This window comes from Clostridium sp. CM037 (genome assembly GCF_055081095.1).
In genome coordinates, this window is record NZ_CM143650.1 from 2,295,090 (window position 1) to 2,320,130 (window position 25,041).

Annotated in this window: 21 protein-coding genes and 2 pseudogenes; 20 read left to right on the forward strand and 3 right to left on the reverse strand. The window is 32.4% G+C overall.

Annotation, left to right across the window (positions count from 1 at the left end; translation table 11 throughout):
* Nucleotides 1–683 precede the first annotated feature (683 nt).
* The 7 genes from ACWJKP_RS11195 to ACWJKP_RS11225 all read left to right on the forward strand — a co-directional run bounded on the left by ACWJKP_RS11195 (nucleotide 684) and on the right by ACWJKP_RS11225 (nucleotide 8,981).
* Nucleotides 684–1,760, forward strand: coding sequence for a uroporphyrinogen decarboxylase family protein (locus ACWJKP_RS11195; RefSeq protein ID WP_165414837.1), 1,077 nt, complete (start codon nucleotides 684–686; stop codon nucleotides 1,758–1,760).
* Between the two features lie 12 nt (nucleotides 1,761–1,772).
* Complete coding sequence (locus tag ACWJKP_RS11200) at nucleotides 1,773–2,438, forward strand: DUF1638 domain-containing protein (protein ID WP_165414838.1); 666 nt, start codon at nucleotides 1,773–1,775, stop codon at nucleotides 2,436–2,438.
* Nucleotides 2,439–2,462: 24 nt separating this feature from the next.
* The gene (locus ACWJKP_RS11205; protein ID WP_165414839.1) at nucleotides 2,463–3,125 is read left to right on the forward strand and encodes a corrinoid protein; all 663 of its coding nucleotides are present in this window, start codon (nucleotides 2,463–2,465) and stop codon (nucleotides 3,123–3,125) included.
* Between the two features lie 36 nt (nucleotides 3,126–3,161).
* Nucleotides 3,162–4,193 (forward strand): uroporphyrinogen decarboxylase family protein, encoded by a 1,032-nt coding sequence (locus ACWJKP_RS11210; RefSeq protein WP_165414840.1) that lies wholly within the window; start codon nucleotides 3,162–3,164, stop codon nucleotides 4,191–4,193.
* Nucleotides 4,193–5,869, forward strand: coding sequence for an ASKHA domain-containing protein (locus ACWJKP_RS11215; RefSeq protein WP_462961176.1), 1,677 nt, complete (start codon nucleotides 4,193–4,195; stop codon nucleotides 5,867–5,869). Before ACWJKP_RS11210 ends, ACWJKP_RS11215 begins: the two co-directional genes overlap by 1 nt.
* A 68-nt stretch (nucleotides 5,870–5,937) precedes the next feature.
* On the forward strand, nucleotides 5,938–7,140 hold the full coding sequence (gene megL, locus ACWJKP_RS11220) for a methionine gamma-lyase (RefSeq protein ID WP_165414842.1): 1,203 nt from the start codon (nucleotides 5,938–5,940) through the stop codon (nucleotides 7,138–7,140).
* A 398-nt stretch (nucleotides 7,141–7,538) separates the two neighbouring features.
* Nucleotides 7,539–8,981 (forward strand): IS4 family transposase, encoded by a 1,443-nt coding sequence (locus ACWJKP_RS11225; protein ID WP_268064188.1) that lies wholly within the window; start codon nucleotides 7,539–7,541, stop codon nucleotides 8,979–8,981.
* A 617-nt stretch (nucleotides 8,982–9,598) separates the two neighbouring features.
* On the opposite strand, the pseudogene ACWJKP_RS11230 reads toward ACWJKP_RS11225, so the two are convergent.
* Nucleotides 9,599–9,727: pseudogene (locus tag ACWJKP_RS11230) on the reverse strand (transposase); the annotation flags it as partial.
* Between the two features lie 63 nt (nucleotides 9,728–9,790).
* Between ACWJKP_RS11230 and ACWJKP_RS11235 the strand changes: the two are divergent.
* The 8 genes and pseudogenes from ACWJKP_RS11235 (at nucleotide 9,791) to ACWJKP_RS11270 (ending at nucleotide 16,273) form a co-directional block, all read left to right on the forward strand.
* On the forward strand, nucleotides 9,791–10,081 hold the full coding sequence (locus ACWJKP_RS11235; RefSeq protein WP_224578928.1) for a hypothetical protein: 291 nt from the start codon (nucleotides 9,791–9,793) through the stop codon (nucleotides 10,079–10,081).
* A gap of 433 nt (nucleotides 10,082–10,514) precedes the next feature.
* Complete coding sequence (locus ACWJKP_RS11240; RefSeq protein ID WP_165414670.1) at nucleotides 10,515–10,793, forward strand: hypothetical protein; 279 nt, start codon at nucleotides 10,515–10,517, stop codon at nucleotides 10,791–10,793.
* A 1,407-nt stretch (nucleotides 10,794–12,200) separates the two neighbouring features.
* Nucleotides 12,201–12,752, forward strand: coding sequence for a hypothetical protein (locus tag ACWJKP_RS11245; protein WP_224578930.1), 552 nt, complete (start codon nucleotides 12,201–12,203; stop codon nucleotides 12,750–12,752).
* A 365-nt stretch (nucleotides 12,753–13,117) separates the two neighbouring features.
* Nucleotides 13,118–13,312, forward strand: a complete 195-nt coding sequence (locus ACWJKP_RS11250; protein ID WP_462961177.1) for a hypothetical protein — start codon at nucleotides 13,118–13,120, stop codon at nucleotides 13,310–13,312.
* 203 nt (nucleotides 13,313–13,515) lie between these two features.
* Nucleotides 13,516–14,352 carry an alpha/beta hydrolase gene (locus tag ACWJKP_RS11255; protein WP_224578932.1) on the forward strand — a complete coding sequence of 279 codons (837 nt, stop codon included), beginning with the start codon at nucleotides 13,516–13,518 and terminating at the stop codon, nucleotides 14,350–14,352.
* A pseudogene (locus tag ACWJKP_RS11260) lies at nucleotides 14,340–15,336 on the forward strand (Tn3 family transposase); the annotation flags it as partial. The gene ACWJKP_RS11255 and the pseudogene ACWJKP_RS11260, both read left to right, overlap by 13 nt.
* Before the next feature lie 360 nt (nucleotides 15,337–15,696).
* Nucleotides 15,697–15,855, forward strand: a complete 159-nt coding sequence (locus tag ACWJKP_RS11265; RefSeq protein ID WP_165414676.1) for a helix-turn-helix transcriptional regulator — start codon at nucleotides 15,697–15,699, stop codon at nucleotides 15,853–15,855.
* Nucleotides 15,836–16,273: a hypothetical protein gene (locus ACWJKP_RS11270; protein WP_165414672.1), complete on the forward strand. Its 438-nt coding sequence runs from the start codon at nucleotides 15,836–15,838 to the stop codon at nucleotides 16,271–16,273. The genes ACWJKP_RS11265 and ACWJKP_RS11270 overlap by 20 nt, the downstream gene beginning before the upstream one ends.
* Before the next feature lie 297 nt (nucleotides 16,274–16,570).
* On the opposite strand, the gene ACWJKP_RS11275 is transcribed toward ACWJKP_RS11270, so the two are convergent.
* On the reverse strand, nucleotides 16,571–16,981 hold the full coding sequence (locus tag ACWJKP_RS11275) for a hypothetical protein (protein ID WP_224578935.1): 411 nt from the start codon (nucleotides 16,979–16,981) through the stop codon (nucleotides 16,571–16,573).
* Between the two features lie 74 nt (nucleotides 16,982–17,055).
* Nucleotides 17,056–17,724: an alpha/beta fold hydrolase gene (locus ACWJKP_RS11280; RefSeq protein ID WP_224578938.1), complete on the reverse strand. Its 669-nt coding sequence runs from the start codon at nucleotides 17,722–17,724 to the stop codon at nucleotides 17,056–17,058.
* A gap of 428 nt (nucleotides 17,725–18,152) precedes the next feature.
* Here ACWJKP_RS11280 and ACWJKP_RS11285 point away from each other — a divergent pair, with 428 nt between their 5' ends.
* From ACWJKP_RS11285 to ACWJKP_RS11305, 5 genes are all read left to right on the forward strand, one after another.
* On the forward strand, nucleotides 18,153–20,546 hold the full coding sequence (locus ACWJKP_RS11285; RefSeq protein ID WP_462961178.1) for a preprotein translocase subunit SecA: 2,394 nt from the start codon (nucleotides 18,153–18,155) through the stop codon (nucleotides 20,544–20,546).
* 157 nt (nucleotides 20,547–20,703) lie between these two features.
* Nucleotides 20,704–22,137 (forward strand): IS1182 family transposase, encoded by a 1,434-nt coding sequence (locus ACWJKP_RS11290; RefSeq protein ID WP_224578724.1) that lies wholly within the window; start codon nucleotides 20,704–20,706, stop codon nucleotides 22,135–22,137.
* 365 nt (nucleotides 22,138–22,502) lie between these two features.
* On the forward strand, nucleotides 22,503–23,105 hold the full coding sequence (locus ACWJKP_RS11295) for a hypothetical protein (protein WP_165412996.1): 603 nt from the start codon (nucleotides 22,503–22,505) through the stop codon (nucleotides 23,103–23,105).
* A 201-nt stretch (nucleotides 23,106–23,306) separates the two neighbouring features.
* Nucleotides 23,307–23,984 (forward strand): response regulator transcription factor, encoded by a 678-nt coding sequence (locus ACWJKP_RS11300; RefSeq protein ID WP_165412995.1) that lies wholly within the window; start codon nucleotides 23,307–23,309, stop codon nucleotides 23,982–23,984.
* 1 nt (nucleotide 23,985) lies between these two features.
* A complete protein-coding gene (locus ACWJKP_RS11305; RefSeq protein WP_165412994.1) occupies nucleotides 23,986–24,987 on the forward strand; it encodes a sensor histidine kinase in 1,002 nt (333 codons plus the stop codon).
* Nucleotides 24,988–25,041 lie beyond the last annotated feature (54 nt).

Genomic DNA, 25,041 nt, shown 5'->3' on the forward strand with positions numbered 1-25,041 from the left:
AAGTGCTTAGTTTAACAATTTAAATCTTTAAGATGTCAATTTCAATATAAATTAAATTTATGATGTCTTAAACAATCAATATTATTCATCAAGTGAGTGGTTATTACTATCATAAATTCACTCCTAAAAAGTGTCCCTGAGAACACAAAATCAATGTACTCCATTTATAATATATCAGATAAAACAATACATTCAAATATACAATAAGGGAAAAGGCGTTAGTTTAATTTGATATAAACCTTTATATATCAACGCTTTATGTTGCTTTTATGAATGTAAGGTTTTGCTTAAAAGATTACATCCGTACATAAGAATTTAAAACTTGAGATTTATAAAAATAATCTGATCTATGAATTCAGCAAGTGAAATAATTACATTTATGTAACTACACTTTCCTTAGCGTACGAAATATCATTTTTGCTGACGATACCCCAACATTATATTTTTCTTTTAATTTCCGGACATTTTATATTGCAATCTACATTCTCAAAGGTTTGAGTCACAAAAAGTTGACAAAGTAGTATATTACTAATATAATACCCATTAAACATATAGGTATTATAAAAAAATTTTAATGAGGTTCACCAGAAAACTGGAGTATGAAATTATTTCTAAATTATAGAAGCTGTTTTGATCTTTTTATTTATATTTTAAACAAATAAATCAAGAAAGGAAATGAAAATATGAATAGGCAAAATTTAAAAGATGAAATGACTCCAAAAGAAAGAGCGGAAGCAATAGCAAAAGGTAAGTCTTATGATAGAATTCAATGTGGACCTAGTATTGGTGATCATGCTGCAAATCTTATAAATGTAAAGGTGTCTGAACTTCATTTTTCAGTTGAAAAATTTTTACAGGGACAAATTGCAGCAAATGAAAAATATGCCATTGAGTCAACCATTATTGGGCCAGGACTTGGAGGAATCGCAGAAGCATTGGGAAGTAAACTTGTTTTCCCTGACCATGGGGCTCCTTATGTTGCAGATTACGCAATAAAGAACTTTTCGGATTTGGACAAGATTTCCTTGGCAGATCCTCAAAAGTCCGGTAGGTTCCCCTTTATTTTACAGACTGCTGAAGCTCTTGTAGATAAGTTAGGAAAAGAAATACCAGTTTCTGTTGGAATTCCAGGACCTTTTACAACTGCAGGAAATCTTAGAGGTACAGTAAATTTCTTACGAGATTTAAGAAAAAATCCAGAATTTGCACATAGGATTCTTAGACTTGTAACAGATACAACTATTGCGTTTATTAAGGAAGTGGCTAAGCGTGATGTGAGCATAGAAATTGATGAACCAACTGCTTCAGGGGCTTTAATAAGTAAGGACATGTTTGCAAAATTTACTTTGCCATATTTAAAAGAGGTTATTGATGCAATTATCAGTTCTGGTAAAAGTGCTCCTTCCCTACACATTTGCGGAAATACAACAAAGATTTGGACACTTATGGCAGATGCCGGGGCAGGCGCTTTAAGTCTTGATGAAACTATAGATTTAAAAGAAGCAAAAAAGGTTATAGGTCACAGAGTAATCCTTGTAGGCAATGTGAAGCCTACAGCCACCATGTATTTGGGTACTCCTCAAGATGTTGAAAGAGAAGCAAAGGAATGTCTTAGAAAAGCTTATGACAGTCCAAAGGGATATATTCTTGCTTTAGGTTGTGGTTTGCCAATAGATACTCCGCCTGAAAATATTCTTTCCTTACGTGCTGCAGCTAGGAAATACGGCAAATATCCATTTGATCCTGAGCTTTTTAGATAAGGGGGGATTTATATGACTATGAAAATTATTGCTTGTGAGGTTATGAAAAAAGAGTTGCTTTCTATAACACCAGTACTTGATGTTGAATTTGAGTTTATATCTATGAATCTACATCTTTATCCTGAAAAACTTAGGAAAGAATTGCAGTGCATAATTGAAAGATCAACAGGGTATTCGAGAATTATTTTAGCTTTCGGCTTGTGCGGTGGGGCAGCTAAGGGTTTGGTGCCCACCCATTGCACTCTAACAATACCTAAAGTACACGATTGTATTTCAATTTTTCTTGATTCAGGTAAATTAAATCAAGGTATTTATGAAAAGAAAACAGGTACCTTTTATTTATCTTGTGGTTATATGAACTCAGAGAAATCAATACTTGCTGAGCACAATCGTATTAAAGATAAATATGGTGAAAAGAAAGCTTTAAAAGTCCTCTCAAGAATGTATGAAGGTTATAACCAGATATTGTTTATTAAAACCGGTTGTTGCAGCGAAAAGGCTGATATTGAACAATCTGGAGAAATAGCAAAACTGCTTAACCTAAGTCATGACACAATTAAAGGAAGTGATACTTTTATTGAACAGATTGTAAAAGGTCCATGGGACAATGATAAATTTATAAATATAAGTCCCGGGGGTATTGTTAAAGAGGATGATTTTAATATTGGTATAAAATAATGCACTAAAAATGGAGGGTATAAAATGTCAGATAATAAAGAAATGTTATTTAAGAAACTAGCGGAATCAGTGGTTGATATGGATGAAGATGTAGCAATAGCTATTTCAAAAGAGGTAATTGCGCAGAAGTATGATGCATTTGAAGCAATTGATAAAGGATTATCAGCAGGTATGGAAAGAGCAGGAGAGCTTTTTGAGGAAGAAGAATATTTTATTCCAGAGCTTTTAATGTGTTCCGATGCAATGTATGCAGGACTTGATATTTTAAAACCACATATAAAAATAGATAAAAATGAAGTGAAACACAAGGTTATTATAGGTGTAGTTGAGGGAGATACTCATGATATAGGGAAAAATCTTGTAAAGATTATGCTTGAGACTTCAGGCTTTGATGTTATTGATCTTGGAAGAGACGTTCCACCTTCAATATTTGTAGAAAGAGCGAAAGAGGAAAATGCAAATATAATAGCACTTTCAACTTTAATGACTACAACTATGGATAACATGGCAGAAGTTATAAGAATTTTAGACAAGCAAAATATCAGGGATAAATTTAAGATTATGATAGGTGGAGGTCCAATTTCACAAGGGTTTGCGGATAGAATTGGAGCAGACGGGTATTCGGTAAATGCAGCAGAAGCTGTAAGACTGGCAAGGAAATTAGTTGCTGCTTCAATTGTAGTCTAATTACTTTTTAAAATTAAAAAGAAAAGAGGGTTAAAAATGGAAGTACTTACTCAAAAAGAAAGATTGCTAAGAGTTTTAAATAAAGAAAAAGTAGATAGGCCTCCTGTTATTTGCCCAGGGGGAATGATGAATGCGGCTATAATAGATGTAATGAAAAAAACCGGGCATACTTTGCCTCAGGCACATAAGGATGGTAAGCTTATGTGCTTGCTTTCAAAGGATGTTCATACTCATACAGGCTTTGAAAACTTGGGGATTCCATTTTGTATGACTGTAGAAGCTGAGGTTCTTGGAAGTAAAGTAGATTTTGGAACACTTGCCTGTGAACCTAAAATTATTACAGAAGTATTTTCTTCCGTTTCAAATGTAGAATTTAAAAATATAAGTGAAATTCTTAAAAACGGACGTGTTGATACCATTATCCAGGCAGGTTATTATATATCAAAGCAAAATGAGGACGTGCCTGTAATTGGCAGTTTGACTGGACCTATAAGTACTGCTGCCTCTATGGTTGACCCAATGACATTTTTGAAGGAGTTAAGAAAGAATAAAGAAGGATCACATAAAGTTATTGATTATGTAACAGATTTTTTAATAGAGTATGCAAAACTTATGATTGATAACGGAGTTACTGTTATATCCATTGCAGATCCTACAGCAACTGGAGAAATACTTGGACCTAAAATGTTTGAAGAATATGCTGTAAGATATTTAAATAAGCTTATCGATGGTATTCATTCTTTGAATGTACCTGTTATAGTTCATATTTGTGGTAAATTAAATGCTGTAAAAAATCTGTTGCCCAATATAAAATGCAATGCTATAAGCACAGATTCACTAGTGAATTTGCGTATTCTTAAAGAAGAGTACCCGTCTCTTACTACTATGGGGAATTTAAGTACCTACCTATTAGAATTTGGTTCTACAGAGAAAGTTGCCAGTCAAACTGAGAAGCTTTTGCGAGATGGTATAAATATTATATCTCCTGCATGTGGGTTAAGTACTTCTTCGTCTCTTGAAAATATATATACTTTTACGAAAACAGTTAGGGAAGGAAGTGTAAAATAATGGTTCAGGTAAAATTTGTTCCGGATAATATAACAATTAGTGTTGAAGTTGGAACTACAATTCTTCAAGCAGCGCGACTTGCAGGGGTAGTAATAGAGTCCCCTTGTAATGCAGCTGTAACCTGTGGTAAATGCAAGGTAAAGCTTGATAACATCTCAATAAAGAATGTAATTTCAAATGGAGTACATCATTTATCCAAAGAAGAAGAGAATGCAGGATTTGTATTATCCTGTGCTACAAAAGTTATAGGGGATGTTTTAGTTGAGGTAACTCGTAAGGAACAAAATGAAAGCTTAAAAATTCTAAATCATGGCAAAAGTTTTGAATTTAAAATTAACCCTATAATTAAAAAGAAGTATTTTGATGATGAAGGCGTAACGAGAGTATATGCAGGGGAACAAATTATTGGAATTGAAGCAAATAATACGGAAAATAAGAAGTTTGGTGTTGTAGTTGACATTGGTACAACTACCATGGTTGCTTCTCTTATAGATTTATTTAATGGAGTGGAAATTAGTTCAACTTCTTGTCTAAATCCACAAGCAATTCATGCACAGGATGTTTTGTCGAGAATAAAGTTTGCATCTGAGAAAAAGGGCTTAAATACCATGTATAGTGGTGTTACTCGTGAAATTAAAAATATGATAAGTGAAATAAGTAAAAATGCAGGTATAGCCAATGAAAATATCTATGAGGTTATTCTAAGCGGAAACACTTGTATGTTACATCTAGCAACAAATATAAACCCTAGTTCGCTTGGTAGGTATCCTTATACTCCTAAAATTTTTGGCGGGAACCATGTTGAAGCGTTGCATCATGACTTTAATATTTCCCCTTTTGGACTAATATATCTTCCACCTATAATTTCTGCTTATGTTGGATCAGACATAACATCAGGTATCCTTGCAGCTAAATTATATGAAAAAGATGGTGTTACACTTTTTGTGGATATTGGGACAAATGGTGAGATGGTTCTAAGTTTAGACGGAGAATTATCTGCGGCCTCCACTGCTGCAGGCCCCGCCTTTGAAGGAATGAATATAACTCATGGCATGAGGGCGTCTAATGGTGCTATAGAGTTTTTCAATATAGAAGATGACGGAAACATAACTGTCAAAACAATTGGTGATGACAAAGCAATTGGAATTTGTGGAAGTGGACTTTTAGACATTGTTGGTGAGCTTGTTAAACATGGAGTAATTAAGAAAAATGGTAAGTTTGTTGATACAGATAAAGAAGAAGTGAAACCTCTATTGAAGGAAAAGATAGTTAAACATGAAGGCAAAACGGTATTTAAAATAACTGATAAAGTTTACTTATCACAAAAGGATATAAGGCAAGTACAGCTTGCAAAAGGTGCAGTTAGGGCTGGAATAGAATTTTTACTGAGGAGTAAAGACATTACGGCTAATAAAGTAGACAAAGTACTGATTGCAGGGTCTTTTGGCTACCACCTCAGAGCAAAAAGTTTAATAAATATAGGTCTACTACCCTTAGAACTTGAAGACAAAATTGACTTTGTCGGAAATACTTCAAAATCTGGAGGGCAAATATTTTTATTAAATAAGTCTTATAGGAAGGAAATGGAGACAGTAGTTAAAAAGGTTGACATTATTGAACTTTCAAACTATGAAGACTTTGATAAAGTTTTTGTACAAAGCTTGAGCTTTAGATAGAGTGAAGAAATAAGTGTTGATAGTGTTAACTAATTTATGTGATAACTAAATATTAGGAGGAATTAATAATGAATAAAGAATATTTAATTAACAAAGGATTTGCTACTAGAGCTATACATGGAGGAAGTAAGGTGGATCAATACGGAGCACTAGCTACTCCAATACATCAAACAGCTACCTTCGTTTTTGACTCAGCTGATCAAGGTGGTAATAGATTTGCAGGAAGAGAAGATGGCTATATTTATTCAAGACTGGGAAATCCCACTAACACAGTTTTAGAAGAAAAACTGGCAATACTTGAAGGTGGAGAAGCATGCATCTCTATGTCATCAGGCATAGGAGCCATAACTTCAGCAATGTGGTCATTATTAAAGGCTGGAGATCATGTAGTGGCATCAAAAACTATTTATGGCTGTACTCATGCATTTTTAAGTCATGGTATTGCAAGATTTGGCGTTGAGGTTACTTTTGTTGATGTTACGAATCTAGAAAATGTAAGAAATGCTATGAAAGAAAATACAAGGGTTGTTTTCTTAGAAACACCTGCAAATCCAACGTTACTCATAACAGATATTGATAAAATATCAAAGATTGCACATGAAGTAGAAAATTGCATAGTAATGGTGGATAATACATTCAGCACGCCATATATACAAAGACCATTAGAACTAGGCGCAGACGTGGTAGTGCATTCTGGAACCAAATTTCTAAATGGACATGGTGATGTAATTGCTGGCTTTGTTATTGGATCTAAAGTATTTATTGATGAAGTTAGATTATTCGGTGTTAAGGATATGACAGGAGCTTGTTTAAGTCCTTTTGATGCATATTTGATTATACGAGGAATGAAAACACTAGAAATTAGAATGGACAGACACTGTGAAAGTGCAATGTATGTAGCTAAATTTTTAGAAGCTCACCCAGCAGTAGAAAATGTATATTTCCCAGGACTTGAGAGTTTCCCACAATATGCATTAGCAAAAAAACAAATGAGCCTTCCAGGAGCGGTAATTGCTTTTGAAATAAAGGGTGGAGTAGAAGAAGGCAAAAGGGTTATAAATGCAGTTGAAATGTGCAAATTAGCTGTTAGTTTAGGCGATCCTGAAACTTTAATTGAACATCCTGCTTCAATGACTCATTCTTCATATCCACAAGAAGAAAGATTGGAAGCTGGTATAACTGATGGTTTAGTAAGGTTGGCAGTAGGGCTTGAAAATGTTAAAGATATTATTTCTGATTTAGATGGAGCACTTAATTTGATTGTTAAATAGTAAGTCAAGATTTATAGATAAACACAGCTCATGACTGTGTTTTTTTTGTTAATTACCAAGACAAGTTTTAGGTGGATAATCTAAATTTTGAGTGTATATAAATTGATAAAAAACAGTAAATCTTTTTTAATAAAAGTAAAAGAGCATACTTTTATTAAAAGTATGAGGCTATACTAGTAATGGTACGAATATAACTTTTAATGTCAAGACAGGAAGTTACTCTTATAATAGCACTGGAGCAGCTACTAATAAGTCAAATACCGTATTTAATAACTATAATAGGGGGTAAGGCAACATAGCCATCAAGCTAAGGGAAGTCTATAAAAATAAAGCCCCCCATTTGTAAAAATGTTATCATTTAAAAGATAACAAAACACATCAATGGGGGTAATTTACAAATGATAGAAGAAAACTTAAAATTGGATAAAGATATGAAACATTTTGCAGCTGAAATTAAAAGATGCTTTTCAAAAGAGGAGATTGAAGAAATAGCTAGAGTAACAGGCTTTGTGAAAAGAAAAGGTAAAATTAAAGCATGGGAATTCGTTTGCTTATGCTGCTTTATGGATGCAGAGGTTGCGAATAATACACTTGTTACCTTATGTACAAAACTTAGTGCAAAAATAGGAATAGTTATTTCTAATCAAGCATTAGATCAACGTTTAAATGAAAGATGTGTGGAATTTTTAAAGAAAATTTTTGAAAACCTGTTGCGCCAAACAATAACAAATAATACTTGCATACCAAGTGTATGGGATGAACATTTCAAACGAATAAGAATACTTGATTCTACTGCTTTTCAAGTACCAGAAAGCTATAAAGATATTTATCCTGGATCTGGTGGCTGCTCTCAAGCTTCAGGTGTAAAAATACAACTAGAATATGAATTGAAATCTGGAAATCTTCTTAATATACAAGTAGGAGCTGGCTCAGGAAGCGACAATACTTTTGGGAGCAAAATAAGAGATACTATCAAATCTGGGGATCTTATTTTAAGAGATCTTGGGTATTTCAACTTTGAAGATTTTTTGGACATAGAAGATAGAGAAGCGTTTTACATATCAAGACTCAAACCTAATATAGCAGTATATATAGAAAATAAGGATATAGAGTACTATAAGAATGGTGCTCCTAAAAAATCAAGCCTTTTTAAAAGAATCTATATTTCTGACATAATGAAACAGATGGGCGAGGGGGACCGTTATGAAATTAAGGATGTCTATGTAGGCAAGGAAAAGACGCTAAAAACAAGGATTATTTTATATAAACTAACAAATGATCAATTGAAAAAAAGAACAGAAAAATCTGTGAAGAATGCTAAAAAAAAGGGTATAGAAAAAAGTAATAATACGATTGAATTATTAGGTATATCTATTTATATAACGAATATTAAGGAAGAAGTTTTAAGTTCAAAGCAGGTTCATGAGTTTTACAGTTTAAGATGGCAGATCGAAATAATATTTAAAACGTGGAAATCCATATTTAGTATACAGGTTGTAAAGTTAGTTAAAATAGAACGGTTTCAATGTCAGCTTTATGGAAAACTTATTTTGCTACTAATAAGCTCTGCTGTAATGTTTAAAATGAGGACTTTAGCTTTAGAAAATAAAGGCCTTGAAGCCAGTGAAATTAAAACTTGTGAAATAGTTCATGAATATATTGATAGTCTATATTTTGAGCTTATCAAATTCCCTAATAAAGTTCTCGATACCTTAAAATTAATATTTGAAAATGTAGTTAGGAATGGTCTGAAATCTCATAAAAAGGATAAGAAAACTGTTTTTGATATTCTTGGAGTTTGTTATAAATTAACATCATCGCAGGCTAAAGTTGCAGCATAAAACAACTTGATAAAATTGTAAAAGCCCCACTATATACGTGGCTTTTTTTGGTGTACCCTAAAATTGTTTGAATACTATTGTACACTTAAAATTTACCATTAAAATTTATCAAAATAAATTTCGATGGTAAAATATAGTATTTAATAATGACTTACTAATATTCAATATGGCTTAGCTTGATGGCTATGGGGTAAGGCAACAATTCGTCAAAAAACAGCCACAAGACAGTATTTCCCATTTTGATGAATTATAAATCAAAATCGTGACTACTATTTTGTGCCTATTATAACGTAAAAAAAGAGAATTGAGAACTAATATATAACCATTGTTTGAAGTCCATCCTAATAAATTCTTTTCAATCTGGCAGCATATATCTTTTGTGTTTAATACAATTAAATTTAATGATAGAGAATGCTTCTTTAAGTCTGTACTCATTAATGTCATGATGAATGGATAAAATAGGTTCTAAATGTGAATCATTCTTTGAATTACTTACAAATGAATTGCTATTTTTCGGGCGTGTAAATTATTTTGTGTATACTCTTTCTATAGGCAAAAAATCGATCTATTAATTTTTGTAAAATAATGTTATTTAAAGTCGATTAAAGTTTTTTATCTATTCTACGAATATAATCTGGAAATACAAAGAAAGTTATAAGATTATCCCAATTGTCTTCCCAACTCTTAATAGCATTTGGATATTTACTTCCCCATTTTTCTTTTGCAGAAATTAAATTTTCAAGCGCAAATTGTTAAAATCATGCCATTTTATAAAGCAAGAATGTGGGGTGGGGGGGACCGGCTGGTCAATGAATTCCACTATGTTGGGCGAAGTATATAATGTTGTGGCTTTAAAGAATCATGCAGATTGTGAAATCCCGGAAATGAAAATGACATTATCTGAATTATATGAAGCAGAGCCAAAATGGTTTCAATGTAATACCAGTGAGTTGCCTGTTCGTGTAAATATTTTAGATCCAATTGATGATTTACCAGTGCAGATCCATCCGGGTGATGAATTCGCAAAGAAATATAATAATGGAAGAGGAAAGCCAGAGGCCTGGGTTATTTTAGCTAGGGGTAGGGCTCGCAAAGCGTAAATTTACAACGTTAAGCCAGTTATTTACAATTTGACACTATTATTTGAATATTCCGAGTTAGAATTAATAGACAATAGTTCTAACTCAAAAAAATATATAATATCAATGTAAAGCTCTTATTTTTTTACTCAAAACAAGTTAGTTAAAATGCAGTCATAGTATTGATAACGCTAACTAAAACAGTAATAAAAAATATATATTAGTTAATGTGAAATTTAAGAAAAACATTAAATTAACACGAGTATATTTAATATGGGGTAGCATACGCAAAAATGATATTTCGTACGTTAAGGAAACTAAAATGCCATAAATGTAAATACTTTACTCGTTAATTAACGGTAATAATAGTATAATTAAATAAATGTTTTGTGTCGCAACAGTAAAATATTGCGTCTTAGATAATAAAATAATAATTAATCATATGGGAGGTACAATGGAAAAAGTAAGAGGTAGATGGAGTAAAAAACAAACAGATGAAAAAGTGCTGTCTGTACTTAGCAATATTTGTTCTATAAGCATAATAATATTTGTATGTACGCAGATTTTAGGTGTTTGGAAAATTGAAACAGATGTATTTGTTCCATTGTTGGGTGTGTCAATGTTAATTCAAGCCATTCAGTATTGGAAGAAAAATAAAGAGGTTGCTAAAGGTCATTTATTGGCTGCGATACTTGCTTTGGTGTTTTCAATTTTTGAATTTATAATAAAATAAACTCAAATTTGTAAAATGGATTGGATTAGCGAAAGTAACACAATAGTAATTGTGTTACTTTCACATTGGGGATATTGTTTATTCCTTAAAAATTTCAATTTGAATGTTACATAACATGTTGATTCTTTACTTTGAATGAATTACTAATTGATATTAGTATAATAATAAGACTCCGCAGTCAAAGGCTGGTCCACAGCATATTTTCTCCTTCATTCTTCATACGAAAACCTGATGTGGCACAAGCTCTTTCACTGCTCTAGGTCCCAAATGAAGCTTTGGACAATCTTATTCACTGCCCAGAAGTAAACTAATCTATTAAGGTGTCTAAGCTTCAATCTTTCTATTTAGTCTTAGTAGCAGTCAATAAACTAGCCCAAAGCAAATGAAATATTCCACCTTCCCCCAGGGGAAACAGGTCCTACTGCAATGCATTAGGGCTTGTTTTTGTCTTCAAACTACTAATATTTAAAAAAATCCACATAACTTAAAGATAGAACCTCGCAACCCTCGGGTGAAAAATGGACAGGTTTCTCACCTCAGATTAGCATATCAGTGACTTTTGCTTCATGTATTTAGAGTTTCAATAAAATAAATTCATAATAGAGGGCAAAAACTCGTCCATTTTTCACGGCAAATAGACAGGCTTACCCGCCACTTCGTACCCCAGTAGCTGGGCTAGTCCATTTGCCAGCATCCTACAAGTTTAAAAAAAATAACTAGTTATCGTGTTTTCCTTCTTGGATATCGAAATATTATTATAGTATATATATTTTATAAAACCTTATTATAATAATTATTATATTTTATATCTATAGTTACTAATAGTATAGCGAATTTAGAAGGACAAGGTCTGGGCACGTATACCGTCACCCAAAAAGAACAAGCTTTATCATAAGACTCTCTAAGCGTACCATGGTTTTCGTCCCTCAACCACTGGTAAACTAAGAGCTTCTAATGATAAAGCTGGTCCTTTTTTTGGTACCCGACGGCGTGCATCGATTCTAATTAGATTTTAATTAAATTTAATTCAATCATTCTATATAAATAATCAAAAAAACTAAGTCTGCGCACGCATCTGTAGTTTAATCATACCTTTAAATCTAAATACGTCTATTGCCGGTGGACAAGCCCAGGGCTGGTCCACCTTGAACAAGTTGTGATTAACCTACAACTTGCACAAGGTGGCTAGGTATTTCAAATATATGTGCGTAGTATTGTTTACATCTGATACGCATGTAATTTATATGAATGAGATAATAAATATTTTTATTGCTATTTTAGTTAGTATTATCAATATTATAATTGTATTTTAACTAACTTGGGTTGATGCGTAAAATTATAAGCTGTGATTTAAGTGCAAAGAATAAAAGGGCTTTTAAGGCATATAAATGGGTTGAGGTGATATTCGTGGGAAATTTATATGTTGAAGAGTTCAATCCTAAGAGAAAAAAGTATTATTACAATAACTGTACTAAAGATTTTTGTTATAAAACTAAGAATGGTATATGTTCATTTGATTTAACCGAAGACGAAGTAAGGTCGATTCCAACCGAAGAATATCCAGGAAAGGATAATGTTAATTATTGCAGAAATATTTATAAATCTTTAATAAAAAACAGACAACAATATCCGATATATATTAGTAGCAATAAGTGTGATCACTATACATTTAATGATGGTCAACATAGAACATGTATCGCTAACAAAAAAGGACTAAAATTAAAGGCTGAGGTATCTCAAAATGATGAAATTTGCCATGTGTGCTATAGAGAGAATAGCATTCAAAACTCTATAAGAAGTGTAGAAAATATGGTAAAACAAACTACTCCCAGAAAAACTATATTTGATAAAATTAAAAAGATAGATCCACAAAGTAATTTCCAAGGCAGTCTAGATAAATGGAAAAAGGATTTGAGTGACTATCAATTAGAAAAAGAAAGAGACTTTAGGGAATTTTAAGCATAAAAACAATGATATCTTTGGTATAGTGACTTTATTATTAGTTATGTTTATGAAGAGTAAAGAGCGAAAGATCATTACTAAAGTAGTTTATTATGAAGGAATTTTATATTATTATAATAGTGCATTGTAACAAGGGCAAAGGATTCGGAACTTTCCTATATGGGGTAGAGCCAACATTTCCGACAAAATCCACGCTAAGACACAAAATGGATAAATTCTTTATAATTCTCCCACTATAAAGAATAGTGATTTTTTGCTCACAATGGTATAATTTATTTATATGTTGTTGCGAAATTTTAGATTAAAGTGTAGCAACAGTGATATAAAATGAAGATAATTAATCGAGCGTGGGGGATTTAAAAATGAAAAAAATATGTACTCAATGCCAGACTGAAATGATAGAGAATTTTAAAGTTGAATCTTTTGGTGGAATTACAATTTCAAAAAAAGGCAAATTTTTTTTGAATACAACGTATGGTACACCCAAAGCAGCGGTTTGTCCTAATTGTGGCTGTGTAATTTTTTATATTGATAACTATAAAGACGTTGTTAAGTAACCATATATAATGGTGGAATACATTAACGTTTTATATAGTATCACAAGGTTATAAAACGTTCTATAAATAAATCTAAAACTATAAGGAGCTTATAGTTAGTTGTATAATAATCCCTGATATTAAGACGCATCTGTAAATTCTCGCGACACAAGAGTAACTTAAGTGAAACAAAGGTTATTTGTATTTTGAGGAGGGGAAGTAAATTGAAACTAACGGAAACATGGTACAAACATATGTGGGTATATTTACTGTTAATATTAGTTGTGCTTGGAATCATTGTAACCATACAATATACCATTGATATTCGCAAATCATATGAAAATCTTAATCATTATGATGTTAAAACCATTGATACTGAATATGGTAAAATGAGTTATATGGACGAAGGTTCCGGTGAAACAATAGTCATATCCCACGGTATCTTTGGTGGATACGATCAAGGCTCTGTATCTTTAAAAAGCCTTATGGGAAATGATTATCGAAAAATAGCTCCATCACGTTTCGGTTATCCTGGCTCTGATTTACCCTCTGAACCAACACCGAAAAATCAAGCAAAAGCATTTTTAAGCTTACTAGATCAGCTTTCGATTCAAAAGGCATATATTATTACCACATCTGCCGGAGGTGCAGCAGGAATCACGTTTGCCATTGAATATCCCGATCGTGTCAAGGGGCTAATTTTACTTTCATCTGGAGTTCCTACTACAAAAAAGACACGTGAAGAAATAAAAGGCATGACGGGTCCGCCTGCAATAATCGTTAATGATTTCCCAATGTGGCTTTCAACAAAGTATTTCGGCTTTGTTTTTAAATCTATGTTTGGATCCGATATTAACAATGATATATACAATACCATGCTACCTGTAGAACCACGTAAAAACGGAATAAAGGCTGATGGAACAATAACGAATTTAGACATGGATATTAATTTTGATGATTATAAAGTTGAGAAAATAACAGTTCCTATTTTAGTGGTTCAATCAAAAGATGATCCTATGGTAAAATATGAGGATACTCTGTTGAGGAAGCTACAAAATTAGCAAGGCCCGTAAGCTATGATTATTTTGATTTGTTGGACAGTAGATATAATCAGCTTCGTAAATATACACCTATTTTAGTTAAGTATCTAAAGTAAAGTTTGATTCAACCAATCACGCATCAAAACCCTTAATTGAAGCTGTAAATATATTAAATAATATGCATGAGAATGGAAACCGAAAAGTTCCTGAAGATGCTCCAACGAATTTTATATCTAAACGTTGGAATAAATATTTATATGAAATAGCAACACTTAGTGAACTTAAAAATAGATTACGTTCTGGAGATGTTTCTGTTGAAGGAAGCAAGAATTTCAAAGATTTTGAAGAATATCTTATACCACATGATGAATGGAACACTATTAAAAAAACAGGGACAAGACTTGCAGTAAACCTAGATGTTAGAGAATACCTACAATAAGAATAGAATCGTTGGACAGTAGATTAAAGTGGTTCTCAGAAAATTTTGATACATTAGAGGGTACACCCTCTATAAGAGAAGGAAATATAACCAATTCCCTTATAATGGGCAAAACGGGTTCTTATTCAAGGCGGAATGCTTTAGCCACTTCATTATGATAAATGGGAATAATTGAAAAAACTATTTTCATATTAGACTAGATAACTAATAAATCACTTAGAAGGCGTATTCAGAGAGGCCTTAATAAAGGAGAAGCTATGAATGTATTTGCTAGAGCTATATTCTTTGGTAAGCGCGGAGAATTTAGAGAAAGAGAGTTACAGGATCAGCTTCAAAGAGAAAGTGCTCTAAATATTTTAATTAATGCGATAAGCATTTGGAATACAATTTACTTAAAAAAGGCTATAGACCATTTAAAACAGAATTATACATTTGATGAAAGTTTGCTTAAACATATATCCCCATTAGGATGGGAACATATTAACTTACTTGGAGAATATAATTTTGATGTTAAAAATGTTCTTGAATCGGATGAATTGAGACCATTGAATATTAATAATCCATAAAATGGCTTAGAATGGGTAAAAAGTCAACTTTTTATCCATTTAATTCCTTAACGTGGGGTTTGTCGGAAATGTTGGCGCTACCCCCTATAAAGAATTGCAAATATACTTAATTTATGGTAATTACGGTATAGTTAAATATATGTTTTATTAAGTTGTATTAAAAATCGAGAAAAAAAGTCAAGGCAAGAGACTGAAAAAAAGTTAATATGAATATATCAGCTGATGAGGGTTAAGTATTGAATTATATTGAATTAAATATTGAAACAAGTTTGAACTACAAAGGGTTGCTAATGAAGCCTGTATGTAACTTGCTGGTTTATATAGAATTTTTTATTCTCTGGTCGGATACACAATTAAGGAATATATTCAGTTTCATCAAGAACAATTATTTCACTTGAAAAAGGACAGTATAACCCCTCAATTATGCTTGCATATAAAATAGCTTCCGTTTTCAACACCACTATTGAAAAATTATATTGTTTAAAGGAGAATTTAAAAAATGAAGAAAAAAACATATAATAAAAAGAACTTTTGGAGTGGTATAATATTTTTATTCTTAGCAGTAATTAGCATTCCAGATACAATTACGCGGTTTAATACTTTGAATGCTTTAAGAATTACCAAGTCTATTATATTGGATATTTTTTGTATTCTATTTGGAGTTACAGAAATATGGAAAGGTTTGAGTAGCAGATGTACAAAACAAGATGTTCAAAATGATGATGAAAGAGTAAATTTAATTAATATGAAATCAAAAACCAGTGCTTTTAATATTACACTGATCATTTGTGTTACTTTTTTAATACTATCAATGGTTGTATGGGGAGTAACAAAAAATGATATTTGTCTCGGCATTTTCAGTTGTTTCGGCATCATTTTTGCGATTATGATGATTGCTGAAATAAGTAGTTATTTTTATCATGACAAGCGGAATTAATTTTATAATTGGGTACTTCATTAGGCCAATTTTTTTTGAAAAAGATATAAAGAGAAGCAATGAAAAAGAGGAATTTTCTAGTATTAAAACGGTAAAGTCAAATTTAGACCAAACTGAGGTTTCAAAGCGAGATATATAAATGTTGATTTCTAAGCGAATTTGAATAGTAGTTAATTTATGGTAACAATATTACTATCAAAGAATACACTGAAAATGTTATATCATAAAAATTCATCTTATCTTACTGATCTATAATAGATAAATAATTTGTACTAAATATTATGATCATACTTTGTATTAATATGTGTCAGCTAGATCATTCCTGCCTTTTAATACATCCTGCTGTATAATCTGTAACACTTTTTCAGACTCTTCAAATATTGGACTGTGGGCAGATTCCTTAAAAAGATAAAATCCCTTTGCAGGTGCACCAAGTTTTTTAAGATAAGCTTCCGACATCGAATAGTTTACCGTATAATCATATATTCCCGAAAAGAAATATACCGGAATATCAAGTTTTGTTATCTTGTTACTCAAATCCGTTCTGTAAAGCTCCTCGTTTAAAACAGTAGAATTTGAAAATGCTTTTCCACGCCATATATTAATTTTTTCTCTCAAGGTATATTCGCGATTCTGCATAACTGGCATAAAAATTCCGGTGACTACTGATTTCATCTTATGCGTTGTACCAATTCCTGCTCTATGCATCACATTATCCCTTATTTTATTGTATGCATCTGGCAGATGATCTATTGTTTCAATAGGTATTGCCTGAAGCTTCTTTACAGTTTTTTCATACCTGTTACCTTGTAGTACTTAAGCATATATTTATATGCAATTTTTTCCGATTCCATTTGATTTGATATTTGTCCGACACCAATATAAGCATGGTATAACTCATATGATTTTGCCGCTGCCTCTATAGCTATGTATGAACCCCATGAGTGTCCCATAAGGTATATTTTATCTTGTCCAAACCGTTTACGCAGATAGTTCGTTACTTCTATTGTGTCAGATACAAACTGTTCTGTTGTCATTGTTTTTGCTGAGATATCACTGCTATAGGACAAACCCGCGCCACGCTGATTCCACCATACTACCGTAAAATATTTCTCAAGTCCCGTAGGGTATGCTTCGGTAAGTGGATATTCCGGCATACCAGGGCCTCCGTGAACAAAAAGCAGTACTGGATTTGATGCATTCTCACTTTTAATAATCATTCCCATCTTAGCTCCGTTAATTTTAACATAAACTTTTTCCGAAATACTCCCCTCTATAACATTCCCATTTTTATCTAGTAATGGGTTCACTTTCCCAGGACTTTGTATTAATAAAATAACTGCAAGTGCAATGAGACATAAAGTAATGGCAGAAATTGAAATCAACATTATTTTCCCCACCTTTCGTGCTAAAAGTCTACCAAAAGAAGTACTTGTTTCGTGGCTTTCCATTTTGACGATTCCTTTCATTTATATTAATTTAAGTGTCTTAAATTAGTAAAATATACAGGCACTAAATGTTAAAATGATATTTTGCATTTGTATAATGTTTACTTTCACTTTATTTTTCAGTAATATTACTGCAAACGCAGTATTTTATAACACCTTTAGGACAATTATCAATACTTTAATTTTAACATATAAATGAAAATAAGGATAATATAAACAATTAAAATAAAGAAATTAGTAGTATGTATAAATTAACTCATCCACTTTAAAAAACAGTAATTTATGGTTCATAATGGTATAATTGACTTAAAATTATTGCATGATTTGAATTACTAAAAACAAAGTGTCATAATTTACAATATCTAACGTGTTTGTACTATTTAAGTGAATTGAGAATCAAATTATTTTATGTTGAAAGAGTGGTGATTCATATGTCCATTAGTATTAGAAAAAAATTTCATGACTTAGTAAATAAGGCAGAATATAATAGCTATGAAAAAACAGTAGAACAAATAAATCGTCTTAGATTTGATTCATTGGATAATACTGAATTTCTAAATAAATCACATGGGCTCAGGAGTAAGCTTTTAGAGGATACATCTATGGATGACATAAGTATAGAAGTCTTTGCACTTACAAAACAGGCGGTTAAAAGAGTACTAGGACTCATTACTTACGACGAGCAACTGATTGCTGGCATAGCTATGCATAATGGAAGATTAATAGAGATGCAGACCGGTGAAGGAAAAACTTTAGCCGCGGTGTTCCCCGCAGTCTTAAATGCACTTACAGGTCGTGGATGTCATATACTGACCTTTAATGATTATTTAGCGCGTAGGGATGCAACTTGGATGGGACCTGTATATGAAATGCTTGGATTAACTGTGGGGTTCGTACAGGAAACTATGAAACGGCCTGAAAAACAAAGAGCTTATGGTTGTGATGTTACATATGTAACTGCCAAGGTAGCTGGATTTGATTATTTAATGGACTCACTTTCTTATAAAAAAAGTGAAATTGTGCTACGTCCATTTAATTTTGCCATAATAGACGAGGCAGATTCCATAATAATTGATGAAGCCAGAATACCATTAGTTATTGCAACAGGAGGGAACGCTGCTGATGATACTCTTTGTTTAACAATGGAAGCTCTAAGAAAACTAGAGCCTGAAGTTGACTATGAGAAAGATGAAGTTAAAAGGAACGTATTTTTGACTAATAAAGGACTACTTCGAGCAGAAGCTATGCTTAATTGTGAAAATTTATATGCAGAAGAAAACTTTAAATTATTAAGTGAAGTACACAATATTCTTCATGTAATTGCTTTATTGAAGAAGGATATAGACTATATTGTAAGAGACGGTAAAATTGAAATGGTAGACGAATTTACTGGACGCATCGCTGAAAACAGGCTTTGGCCCGATGGAATTCAAGCAGCCCTTGAGGCCAAGGAGTGCCTTAGCCATAAGTCAAAAGGACGTATAATGAATCAGATAACTTTGCAAAGTTTCATTTTGCTTTATAAAAAAATTTCAGGGATGACCGGTACAGCAATGGACTCATTGAATGAAATCAGCGAGATGTATGACATGGAGGTGATAGTAATTCCACCACATATTCCTTGCAATCGAATTGATTATCCTGATGTAATATTCACGCACAAAAAAGCCAAATGCAAAGCTTTGAGCTCGGAAATCAAAAGAGTACATGACACAGGACAGCCTATTTTAATCGGCACTTGTAGTGTAGCAGAATCAGAATATTTGGCTGAAGAATTAAACAAAATAGGAGTTAAATATAAAATTTTGAACGCAAAAAACGATGAACTTGAAGCACGTATTATTGAACAAGCAGGTACTCTTCATGCAGTTACTGTTTCAACTAATATGGCTGGCAGGGGTGCTGATATAAAACTTGGGGGCCCAGATGGAGCTAATAAAGATAAGATAGTTTCCCTTGGAGGATTATATGTTATAGGTACGAATAGGTACGAAAGTATTCGCATTGATAAGCAGCTTAAAGGAAGAACTGGACGTCAGGGTGATATCGGCATTTCAAAATTCTTTATAAGCCTTGAAGATGACCTCATTAAAAGATATGGTATCGATGAAATATTACCTGTGGCAATTAAACCTTCTATGCAAGAAGAACCTTTGATTAATCCTAAGATAGCAAGTAAAATAGAACACGTTCAGATGATTATTCAGGGCCAGGATTCTGATTTACGTAGAGAATTATGGCAGTATTCCTTTATCATAGAAAATCAGCGACTTGTTGTTCACCAAAGGAGAATGGAAATAGTATATGATATTTTACCTTTTAATATATTAAGCCTGGAAAGTCCACAGCTATTTACAAAATTAATTAACTTCTTTAGTGAAGACACCATAAAGGAACTTGAAAAACAAGTAGCACTATATAATATCGATGAAGTTTGGGCTGATTACCTCGCTCATGTAGAATATCTTAAAGAGGGAGTAAAGTTACGTATACTAAGGCTTAAAGATCCGTTGCAAGCATTTCAAATAGAAACAGCTGGCATATTTCAGACGATGCAGCAAGAGATACAAACGAGAATTTTACAAGATTTTGAAACGTTAGATTTATCAACGCAGGGACTCATTAACTTAAAAGAACGAATAAAGCCACCCTCTTCAACTTGGACTTATCTTGTTAATGACAATTCACTAATGGATCCACTTTCTTCATTATTTATTGGTAAGGCAATTTCATCCATAGGAATGTTTCTTGCCTTACCAATTCGATTTGGAACTTTGATTTATAGAAAAATTTTCAAAAATAGCATTTTAAATGAAAAAAGTTAATCACTTTAAAGGTGATTAACCCAGACCGTTGACAAACATAAAATGTAAAACACTCTAATTTAAAATTGGAGTGTTTTTTTCATATTCAAAAAGGATTTTAGGACATCAATGTCGAATATATATAGTATACAAACTTTATAATTCGGAGGGCATTATTATGATTAATGAAAAAAACTTCACACAACAAAAACTAGAAATGGTGTATTTAGAAGATTTAGTTCCTAAAGACCATATTTTGAGAAATATAGATAAATACATGGATTTCTCTTTTATAAGAGAACTGACTAAAAAATATTACTGCTTAGATAATGGAAGACCTGGCGTAGATCCCATTCTACTTTTTAAAATGCTGTTTATTGGGTACTTATTTGGAATAAAATCTGAACGACAACTTGTAAAGGAAATTGAAGTAAATGTGGCTTATAGATGGTTCCTAGGGCTAAGTCTTACTGATACTATTCCAGATCATTCAACAATTAGCCAAAATAGACGTAGACGATTTAAAGGAACAGATGTGTTTCAAAAAATATTTGACGAAGTAGTATTTAAGGCTATAAATCTTAAGATGGTAACCGGTAAAATACTTTACACAGATTCTACACACCTAAAAGCAAATGCTAATAAGCGAAAGCTTGTGAAAATTGAAGTTGAAAAAACGCCGAAAGAATATGTAGCTGAACTTAATAAAGCAGTGGAAGAAGATAGAATAAACCATGGTAAAAAACCTTTAAAAGAAAAAGAACCTGTTACCAAAATAAAAGAAACTAAAGTTAGCACAACCGACCCCGACAGTGGATATATGATGAGAGATGGCAAGCCGGAAGGCTTCTCATATTTAGATCACAGAACTGTCGATAGCAGACATAATATAATTACTGATGTGTATGTTACTGATGTGTATGTTACTCCTGGAAACATAAATGATGTTGATCCTTATATCGATAGATTAGATGTGCAAATAAAAAAGTTTAATTTTAATACAAAATATGTTGGTGCAGATGCTGGTTATGCTACAAATCTTATATGTAAAAAACTATATGAGAGGGAATTAAAATCTGTAATGGGATACCGTAGGTCTCCACATACAAAAGGAATGTACACAAAAAATAAATTCCAATATGTTAAAGAGCAGGACATTTACGTATGCCCTGACTTAAGGGCTTTACATTATAAAACAACAACAAGAGAAGGATATAAAGAATATGTTGGTAATGCAAAATATTGCGACATATGTCCAAACAGAGCTCAATGCTTTTCTGCAAAAAGCAAGTTTAAAACTATTAGAAGACATGTTTGGGAAACGTATAAAGAAGATGTTGTAAAGTTCACCAGAACAGATAAAGGCAGAAATATATATAGAAGAAGAAAAGAAACTATAGAGCGAAGCTTCGCAGATTCAAAACAACTGCATGGGCTTCGCTATTGCCATATGCGTGGATTAGAAAATGTGCAAGAGCAGTGTCTGCTTACAGCAGCAGTGCAGAATATGAAAAAGATAGCTAGCCTGCTATCTTTAAGGTTTTTTGATTTTCTAACTAAGAACATAGTTGTTATTTTAAATTTATCCATAACTCAAAATGCTATCGCATAATTGCATGTAAAAAGCCCAGTATAATAAAAAAATTATACTGGGTTTGTAAACAACCTGAGTTAATCACTTTAAAGGTGATTAACCCCAACAATTTTTTCCGCAAACGCATTGATTTTTTCTTCTGATAATTCGTATACACTAGTGGTTACATTATAGTTTTGAATTCTAAAGGGGTGCTTAAATCCATAAGAATATACTTCTTAAGAGCTTCCTTAAGCTTTTCCTTAGGATCTTTATCTGATGGTGTTATGGAATCCTTATTCTTAAAATAATAATAATATATAATAGCTGGGGAATATTCTATTTTGTAACAAAACAATGAAAGAAGAATAATATAAATGGTAACTATTATTTTGGAGGTACTTATGTACGACTATCGTTGTAAAGACTGTGAAAATATTGGACAAAATATGCCAATGGCAAATATGCCTATGGCAAATATGCCTATGGCGAACATGCCTATGGCGAACATGCCTATGACGAACATGCCTATGACGAAAATGCCTATGATGAACATGCCTATGATGAACATGCCTATGATGAATATGGCCATGATGAATATGTCCATGATGAATATGGCCATGATGAATATGCCTATGATGAATATGCCTATGATGAATATGGCAATGCATGATGAAGATGATGAAGATTTAAAAAGCATGTATCCTAAGATCTATAGAATGATATATCCCATGGTAAAAAAACATTGTGATATGATGGAATCCAAGTATGGCCCAATGTATTGCCCTAGTAAGGATGAAATGGAGCATATGTGTAAAGAAGTATCTGACAAGTGCGAAAAACATTATAGGGATGACGATGATAATGATGATGAGGATATGAGGGACACACGCCGTCAAGGCAGAAGAGGTCCGATTCAAGATTTAACCAGAATACTGTTTATCAGAGATTTACTTGGACGAAGGAGAAGAAGAAGACGGGGAAGAATGTTTCATCATGGATATTAATACCTAATTTGTTAAAATCCTTTTGCTATACTTTATGAATACATTTTATAAATTTTTTAACCCTACGTAAAGGGTATACCTTTACGTAGGGTTATTCGTTTTAACAACAAACTATCGTTTCTATTTAAATTATGAGATATGTAATGTGATAAAATAGAAGAAAGATAATACTTACTAAGTATATAAAGGAGATTATACACAATGAAAATACTATTTGTTGAGGATGATAGAATAATTGCATCAGGGCTTTGCTACTCACTGACTCAAGAGGGATATTTTGTTACCCATTGCTTGAATGTGGAATCAGCAAAAACTATGCTACATAAAAATAGCTTTAACCTGGCAATACTTGATTTATCTCTTCCAGATGGAAGCGGCTACGATATTTGTAAAGCAATCAAGACAAAAGAAGATATACCAGTAATATTTCTAACGGCAATAGATGATGAGGTCAATGTAGTTATGGGTCTTGATATGGGAGCAGATGACTACATAACAAAGCCATTTCGTATAAGAGAGCTTCTCTCTCGGATTAAATCTGTACTTCGCCGATATGACAAGACAGAGTTTGCAAAGACACTATTCGAGTTTAGTGGTATAAAGATAGACACAGCGCAGGCAAAAGTATATAAAAGAGAGCAGGAAATTATATTAACCTCTCTTGAGTACAGATTGCTTCTAATCTTTGCAAATAACCAAAGGCAAGTTCTTAGCCGTAACCAGCTTTTAGAAGGTCTATGGGATTTTGCCGGGGATTTCGTAAATGACAATACATTAACCGTGTATATTAAACGTTTGCGGGAAAAGATTGAGGATGACTGCCAAAAACCAAAAATTATAAAAACAGTTCGTGGAATTGGGTACAAGGGAGGCGATTAATATGCTACGTAGCAAAGAAATAAAGATATATATAACTCTTTTAGCTTCAGTTTTAATAATAGGATCTGTTGCCTGTTTTTTTGTTAAGATAATTGCAGGAATTATAGCACTTTCAGCTTTGCTTTTAATGATTGTTATATCTTTCATATTTACTAAATGGAGATATAAGCAATTAGAGAAATTATCTGAGTATCTAAAGAGAATTGCAGGCGGGGAATATGCTCTTGATATTAGAGATAATGACGAGGGCGAGCTTAGCATACTTAAAAGTGAAATATATAAAGTAACTGTGACCCTATGTGAGCAAGCTGAGCTGTTAAAGAAAGACAAGCTTTTCCTTGCGGATTCAATTTCTGATATTTCTCATCAGCTTAAGACTCCAATAACCTCAATGTTTGTTATGACTGAGCTGATATGTGATAAAACCCTTCCCCAGGATAAACGCCAAGAATTCACGCAAAATATTCGGTCACAACTTGAAAGACTTCAATGGCTTGTTGCGTCACTTCTAAAGTTATCTAAGATTGATGCAGGTACAATTGAGTTTAAAAAAGAGAATGTAAATGTACGAGAGCTTATCAGTAGGGCTATCCAGCACCTGCTAATCCCTATGGAAATTAAAGATCAAACCCTTGAAATTAGCGGTGATGAGCATACTAATTTTATTGGTGATTTTAATTGGTCCTCAGAGGCTGCTTCAAATATAATAAAAAATTGTGTTGAACATACACATTTAGGTGGAAATATAGGTGTTAATTTTTGTGAAACTCCAATATATACAATGATAAAAATATTCGATAATGGTGAGGGTATCCATAAGGAGGATTTACCACATATATTTAATCGGTTTTATAAGGGTAAAAATGCTCATGATGACAGTATAGGTATCGGACTTGCCATGTCAAAAATCATTTTACAAAAACAAGGTGGTACAATTGAAGTTATTAGCGAGAAAAACAAAGGTACAAAATTTACTATAAAGATTTATAAAAGTGTTGTGTGACAAAATCGTCACACAAATAGTCACTGTAAAGTCATATTAGACAGATATACTAAG